The sequence below is a fragment of the Neobacillus drentensis genome (assembly GCF_036962765.1).
GTDB lineage: Bacteria > Bacillota > Bacilli > Bacillales > Cytobacillaceae > Neobacillus > Neobacillus drentensis_C.
Genome location: NZ_JBALOS010000043.1, coordinates 20,983 through 27,906, shown reverse-complemented (window position 1 = coordinate 27,906; position 6,924 = coordinate 20,983). Strand labels below are relative to the sequence as shown.

At 39.5% G+C, this 6,924-nt stretch carries 6 protein-coding genes; 2 read left to right on the top strand and 4 right to left on the bottom strand.

The window, feature by feature from the left end; translation table 11 throughout:
- Positions 1–234 precede the first annotated feature (234 nt).
- On the top strand, positions 235–741 hold the full coding sequence (locus V7137_RS07420; RefSeq protein ID WP_335697489.1) for a CcdC protein domain-containing protein: 507 nt from the start codon (positions 235–237) through the stop codon (positions 739–741).
- A gap of 224 nt (positions 742–965) precedes the next feature.
- Positions 966–2,249, top strand: a complete 1,284-nt coding sequence (locus V7137_RS07415; RefSeq protein ID WP_335697488.1) for an ATP-binding protein — start codon at positions 966–968, stop codon at positions 2,247–2,249.
- A 48-nt stretch (positions 2,250–2,297) separates the two neighbouring features.
- On the opposite strand, the gene V7137_RS07410 is transcribed toward V7137_RS07415, so the two are convergent.
- From V7137_RS07410 to V7137_RS07395, 4 genes are all read right to left on the bottom strand, one after another.
- Positions 2,298–4,202 (bottom strand): ABC transporter permease, encoded by a 1,905-nt coding sequence (locus V7137_RS07410; protein WP_335697487.1) that lies wholly within the window; start codon positions 4,200–4,202, stop codon positions 2,298–2,300.
- A complete protein-coding gene (locus tag V7137_RS07405) occupies positions 4,177–4,947 on the bottom strand; it encodes an ABC transporter ATP-binding protein (RefSeq protein ID WP_335697486.1) in 771 nt (256 codons plus the stop codon). Before V7137_RS07405 ends, V7137_RS07410 begins: the two co-directional genes overlap by 26 nt.
- A gap of 263 nt (positions 4,948–5,210) precedes the next feature.
- Positions 5,211–6,182, bottom strand: a complete 972-nt coding sequence (locus V7137_RS07400; RefSeq protein ID WP_335697485.1) for a HAMP domain-containing histidine kinase — start codon at positions 6,180–6,182, stop codon at positions 5,211–5,213.
- Positions 6,179–6,880 carry a response regulator transcription factor gene (locus V7137_RS07395; RefSeq protein ID WP_335697484.1) on the bottom strand — a complete coding sequence of 234 codons (702 nt, stop codon included), beginning with the start codon at positions 6,878–6,880 and terminating at the stop codon, positions 6,179–6,181. The genes V7137_RS07400 and V7137_RS07395 overlap by 4 nt, the downstream gene beginning before the upstream one ends.
- Positions 6,881–6,924 lie beyond the last annotated feature (44 nt).

Here is a 6,924-nt window from a genome sequence, read left to right as displayed (position 1 = left end):
TTACTCTCTTCAAAGATACTGTCCTTCCTCCAACCTCTCTCCCCTTTTTGATTCATGTCCCTTCCGTCTCTTCAAGCCGTGCCCTAGAAATCCATGTAGGAACTTTAATGATAAAATCATGAACATTCTCATATTATACGCATGAACTTTCCCACTACCGTCAAGAGTCATTTTCCCTTATGATTACAATACAATAAAGCATGATAATAAGTTTTCCGAAAGGGATTGATCTTAATGAACATAGTAGTAACCCTCGTTATTGTCCTTGTCATAATTGGCCTTGTACTATTTTTCAAAGTGAAAGGAAGAAATAATCCCATCAAAAGGGGTGGCCTTGGCATCATTACTCCTGTTTTATTTCTGTTGGTCATGTTTTCTTTAAGTATCAGTCAGCTGCGCCATATTCCTGGTGAACCTTTTCATCTGCCAGCCTATTGGGAAATATTGATTGCCACTCTGTTAGGCACATTGTTTGGCGTAATTATGCTTACCCAGACATCCTATGAGATTCGTGCAGATGGGTTGATTTATTCAAAACCAAATAAAACCTTTAAATATGTAATCATCACGATCATTATCATTCGCATCGCTTTAAGTCAGTATTTTAAGAGTATGGATTACATTGAATTTACTGTTCTGACGATGGTCTTAGCATTTCTATATATCTGTGTTTGGCGAATTGGAAGCTATCTTAAATTTCGTAAATTATATCTCCGCAGCGGACTAGCTGAAACTAAATGATGGCTATCATAAAAAGCTCTTCTATCTATTTTTTACAGAGAGAAGAGTTTTTTGTACTCAGTTCCATTTTTTCCGTAACAATCCTTTAATAGAATGAATGGGTTACATGCCTTTCTGATATCGTGTAATATTCATAGGAGTTATATTTTCTGTGGAAAGTTTATCAATTCTCAGGGAAGGATAAATGTGGAAGCATATCATTTATTAATTTTGGAGGATGTTTCTTGATTACTCTCATCAAACCATTGTTAGTTAACATCACGATCTTATTATCGTTTACATTTAATGCAAACTTATTTTTCCCCTTTCAAACAAAAGTTCCTTTATCATTAAAACAAAAGGTGATTTATGGTTTAATCGGTTCGTTTGGTGCACTTTTCTGTATGTTTTATCCCATTGAAACGTTGGGAGCTACACATTTTGATTTAAGGATGTGTGCCATTCTCGTTCTTACCCTCTATGGCGGTTGGCTTCCTGGAATGATAGTTTTAGGAAGTGTCTGCGTTGTCCGCTATCTGATTGGAGGAAAATTCCTTATAACCGGCATCACGGTTTCCATTTTGGCCTTCGTAAGTGCACTATTTTTCAGGAGATTTTTTCACAAATCTCCTTCAAAGCTTGCGGCAGGGACCGTGGTCGTCATTTGTTATTTTATTGTCTATATCACAATCCTATATTTCAGCGTCAATTTTTTAAAATCACCCTTTTATTTCATCTACTTTATTGCCATGTTTTTTACAAATATCGCCCTGATTTTCGTCATTGAAAACTTGATAAAGATTAATAAGCAATTTGAAGAAATGGTTTATCTTGATAAATTGACGATGATTGGCCAGCTTGCAGCTTCCATCGCACACGAAATTAGAAACCCGCTCGCGACGATCAGAGGATTTATCCAATTTTTAAGTGCAGATACTACGGATTTGAAATTCAGAAAATACTCAGCGTTAATTATGGAAGAACTAGATCGTACCAACAGTATTATTACGAACTATTTAAAAGTGGCAAAGCCCGAACCGTTCCAAATTGCAACGGTTTCAATCAATAATGTGATTCATGACTGCGTTCAATTAATGCGTCCTCTTGCCGCTTATTCAAATGTTATCATCGACTTTGAAAATAAAGAACCGCTTTATGTATACGGGGATGAACCTCATTTAAAGCAAGCCATCATGAATGTGATTAAAAACGGGATCGAATCGATATCCATTCAGGGAACCATTAAAATTGATTTAAATGCTGACCATTTTAACAATACAGTTGAAATTAGAATCAAGGATAACGGAAAAGGGATGACGCCCGAACAGTTAAAGCAGATTGGCTTGCCCTTTTATACAACAAAAACGAAGGGAACAGGGCTAGGCAGTATGGTTACGAACAAAATCATCCGTGAATTGAATGGATCGATTGAATATGAAAGTGAATTCAATAAAGGTACAACAGTAAAAATTGTTTTCCCATTACAAATAAATAACACAGCAAGCGCCCCATCCTCGATATTGAAATAAAATGCTCAGAGCTTTATTTGCTCTGAGCATTTTTCTGTGCCATTTTTACTAAATTAACGACTTTTTCAAGTTTCGCAAATAGCGGTACCGAATGAAAAAGAAATAAATAACTTGTGCAAGGAGGAAACTGGAAAGAACGATGACCATTTCTTTTGCAATTGATAATTTGTAAAGGCTTTGCAAGGCCATGAAGGCAAACCCACTATGCACAAAGGCCACAACAATGGGAACAAAGAAAAGCAAGGCAAGCTGCTGGGTAACAATCTTGTTCAATTCCTGATCAGTTAAACCAACCTTGGTGATCGTTAAATATTGGCGTCGGTCATAATCCAAATCGGCATAAAGCCGGAAGTATAAAAAGCTTCCTGCTGCAATGAAGAAGACAGCCCCTATGAGTAAGGCTACGAACAGCATCATTTTATACATGCTCATTTGTTTTTCAAATAATGTACCACTAACCGTCATCGAGTATGGTTTTTGTTCAGCAAACATGGTCATGCCGTCTTTTACTAGATTCTTTGCCATTCCTTCCGTTTCTTCAAGGTTCTCCGTGTAAAACCCGGTGAATTTTTCCGTATTTACTGGTGTAAGCTTGTTAAATAGGTTATCACTGACCACGACGCCCTGACTAAGGATTAATTGAATCGGGATGACGATGTTTTTAGTCGCTTGGTCCTGATGAAGTTTTATCTGATCTTGTTTTAATGTATAAGTAATCTTTTCCAAGTTACTAAAAGAAGATTGTCGCAATTCTAGGATGTCATTACCAACAAGCGGTTTTTCGCTCATTTCGAAGCCTGCCGCTTTTGCGATTCTTTGATAGTCAGAAAAAGAAACGACTGGAATTTTCTCAGGCGCATAGGCATCGGTTGAAGAGGCAATAGCTACGTATTTAATTGGAACCTCATTGGTGGTATAGTTGATATTCTTTTCCTTTAATTCCGCTTTGATTTGGCTTAAATTTTGCTGATGAACGGGCTGATCATCTTTTGCTAAATAACTGATTTCTGCTGGATATTCTTTGTCCAATTGCTTATTCATCACATTCATTGAAGCAAGGGTCCCGACTGCACAAAACGCGACAGTTGAAACAATTGTTACCATGAAAAACATCCGAGCATTGTCCTTTAAACGGTAGGCTAGGCTGGAGATCGTAACCAAATTCGTTTTTTTCCAAAAGAGGATGCGATTTTTTTGAAGCATTTTCGTCACCCATACCGAAAGCTGCGTGTAGAAAAAATAAGTTCCGATTATAGTCATACCGATCACCGGCAAGATTCGAACAATTAATGTCACCAAGGTTGCCGTTGCAGCTAAATAATAACTCACGCCAAGCAATACCGCAGATAAGAGTGATAACAAGATTGATACTTTTGGTTCTTTTTTCGGTTTTTCGCCTGCTTGAAATAAATCAATTAACTTATTTACTCTGACCAGGATGGTCGTAAATAATGAAATACTTAAGAAAAGGATTAAAAAGGCACCAACCGTAAGGAGGAGGGCTTTCTCCGATAAATAGAAGGGCAAAGCTTCTATTCCAATCATTTTCGAACCGACCATTAAGAATAATTTCCCTGTGATCATCCCTGCCACAATACCAACGATAATCGCTCCGATTCCGATAATCATATTTTCCAAAAACACCATGCTATTTAATTGGTTTCTCGTCATACCATGCATCATTAAGATTCCAAATTCCCGTTTCCGTGATTTTAAAAAGGTACTGACGGAATAGAGCACAAAAAGGAAAGAAAACACATACATAATCACCTCCGCAGCGGTCATTAATTGAACAGCGACTGCCGAAGTAACTCCCTTTTTTATATCGGGATGGAAGATAAACAATGCGTATATGAAAAAGATTAAGACCGAAAAGGCGCTGCTTAAAAAATAAGCGGAGTAGGTCCGTTTATTACGGACCACATTTCTATAGACGAACTGTGGAAAGGTCACGGCTGTCCCCTCCTAACAATGCTAGCATATCTATAATTTTTTGGAAAAACACCTGGCGGTTATCGCCTCGGTAGATTTCGTTATAAAGTTGTCCATCCTTAATAAAAATAACACGGTGACAATAGCTGGCTGCGACGGCATCATGTGTGACCATTAAGGCCGTAGCCCCGTCTTCCTTGTTAATGGCTGTTAGTGTTTCCATAACATCCTTTGCCGATTTTGAATCCAAGTTACCTGTGGGCTCATCGGCCAAAATTAGGGCTGGTTGGTGTATGATGGCGCGGGCGATAGCCGTTCGCTGCATTTGCCCCCCTGAGATTTCATAGGTTCGTTTTTTCAAGATCTGGTCTATCCCTAACTTTTTAGCGACCTGATTGAGCTTCATATCCATTTCCTTGACCTTTTCACCATCTAAGGTGAGCGGCAGAACGATATTTTCCTCCACTGTTAACGTATCGAGTAAATTAAAATGTTGAAAAACAAACCCAAGCTCATGGCGTCTAAATAGCGCCGTTTCTTTCTTGTTTAGTACATGGGGGTTTTTCCCGTTGATCGTAATTTCACCGGCTGTCGGTCTATCAATGGTAGCAATTAAGTTTAAGAGCGTTGTCTTCCCACTCCCAGACGGCCCCATAATCCCGACAAATTCGCCTTTATCAATCGTAAAATTTATATTTTCAATTGCTTTATGAGCAACTTTTCCTTCATAAATCTTCTCTAAATGTCTCACTTCTAAAATCGACATCCATTTTCACTCCCTGTTCCATTTGTACCCCCATTGTAACTAGAATCCAGCCCCTCCCGCCATGTCACTAACTTACAACTAACTTACACAATTGTAAGGTTGAGTTAGGTTGTTTTTTGATTGGTTGGTGGGTTGGTGGGTTGGTTTTGTTAGATTGTTAGTTCAAGCGTCCACCACAGGAGGACAAAACAGGAAAATGTCCACGAACGGTGCCTGACACCAAAAAGGAACACCAAAAAATTGACACTCAAAAAGCAATGCTTCTAAAACACGATACGTACGGTGGTGCCTTGGTTTAGGTTGGATTCGATTTCGATGTGATGGCCGAGTTTTTGGCAGATTTGTTTGGCGAGGTGGAGTCCCATTCCGGTGGATTCTTGGAAGTTACGGCCGTTTTCACCGGTGAAGTATGGATCAAATACGCGAGGGAGATCGCTTGGGGGAATTCCCACGCCTTCATCGCGAATTTCTAAGACGGTTTTGATGCCACGCTTGTAACCATTAAAATAAATTTTCCGGTTCTCCTCGACTGTATAACGAATCGCATTTGTCATCAGCTGCGTAATCACAAAGGATAACCATTTTTCATCTGATGCGACGCTTAAATCCCCGTCCATATTTATCAGCGGGAACACTTTCTTACGGATAAATAACCGTTTTTGACTTGAGGTGACCGAACGGACAACGGTTTGCAAATCAAGGGTCTCGACATAAAAATCGCGTTCAAAGGTATCTAAACGCGCCGTGTACAGGACCATGTCCAATCCCTTTTTTAAACGATCCAGTTCATCCCCAATGGCATTGAATCGCGGATCATCCTCGTCTTGAACAATTAAATGAATCACAGACAACGGCGTCTTCATTTGATGCACCCATTGATTGATAAACTGAATATGCCCCTCCAGCTTGTACTTATAATTATGCAGGTCTTTTTTATAATGTTGAAATTGACTTTTCAGCAGATTTTGCAAACTCTCAGCCAACGGGCTCTGTTGAACATTGCTCGTAAAATCCTCTATTGAGGTTAAAGGCTCTTCCAAGCGCTGATAGAATGATCGATTCGTTATGTACCGAAAAAAGAGGTACCCTATTAGAAGGCACCCACTCAGGAATGCCGCATATAGACTTGTCGCTAAATGATGAAACCCATCAAGCCAATAAATGGCTGTCATTACCACCAACTGAAGGATATAAAAGATAATCAGCGCCAACTGCTCGCGTAAAAAAAGCTTCATGGCTTATGCCCCCAGTTTGGAATAAGCCGATACCCTTGCCCGCGAATCGTTTGAAGGGCATCCCCGATATCTATACCAGCTAATTTTTTCCGAACACGAGTTACATAAACATTTAAAGTATTATCATCGACAAAGGCTTGATCGTCCCAGATTTTCTCTAATAGCCGTTCACGACTGACGACCTTCTCTGCTTTTTTCATGAGTTCATCTAATATTTTTGCTTCGGTATGGCTGAGATCAATTTCCTGTTCGTGTAATGTAAGCTTCAAGCGCTCCACATCCAAGGTCAACCCTTCCACCGTAGTCGTCCGCTCATTTTGCGAACTAGCATACGAGCCATAAGCCCTTCTCAGTTGACTATTAATTTTCGCCGTGACAATTTCATAGTCAAATGGTTTCGTGATATAATCATCCGCCCCATTTTCAAGAGCCATTACTTGGTCCATTTTCCCGTCCCGTGCCGAGATAAAGAGAATCGGACAAGTAGAAATGCTGCGGATTTGGCGGCACCAATAATAGCCATCAAATTTCGGCAAGTTCACATCCAGTAGGACGAGATGCGGTTCATATTGCTCAAATTGCGCTCGGACTGCTTCAAAATTGTCAACTGACTTTGTATCGTAACCGAATTTATGTAAATGCTCTTTCAGCAAACTCACCAACTGTTGGTCATCTTCGATTATAAAAATTTTAAACATTACCATACTCCCTTCCCAATACTCCTCCTTGATTGTACCAAATG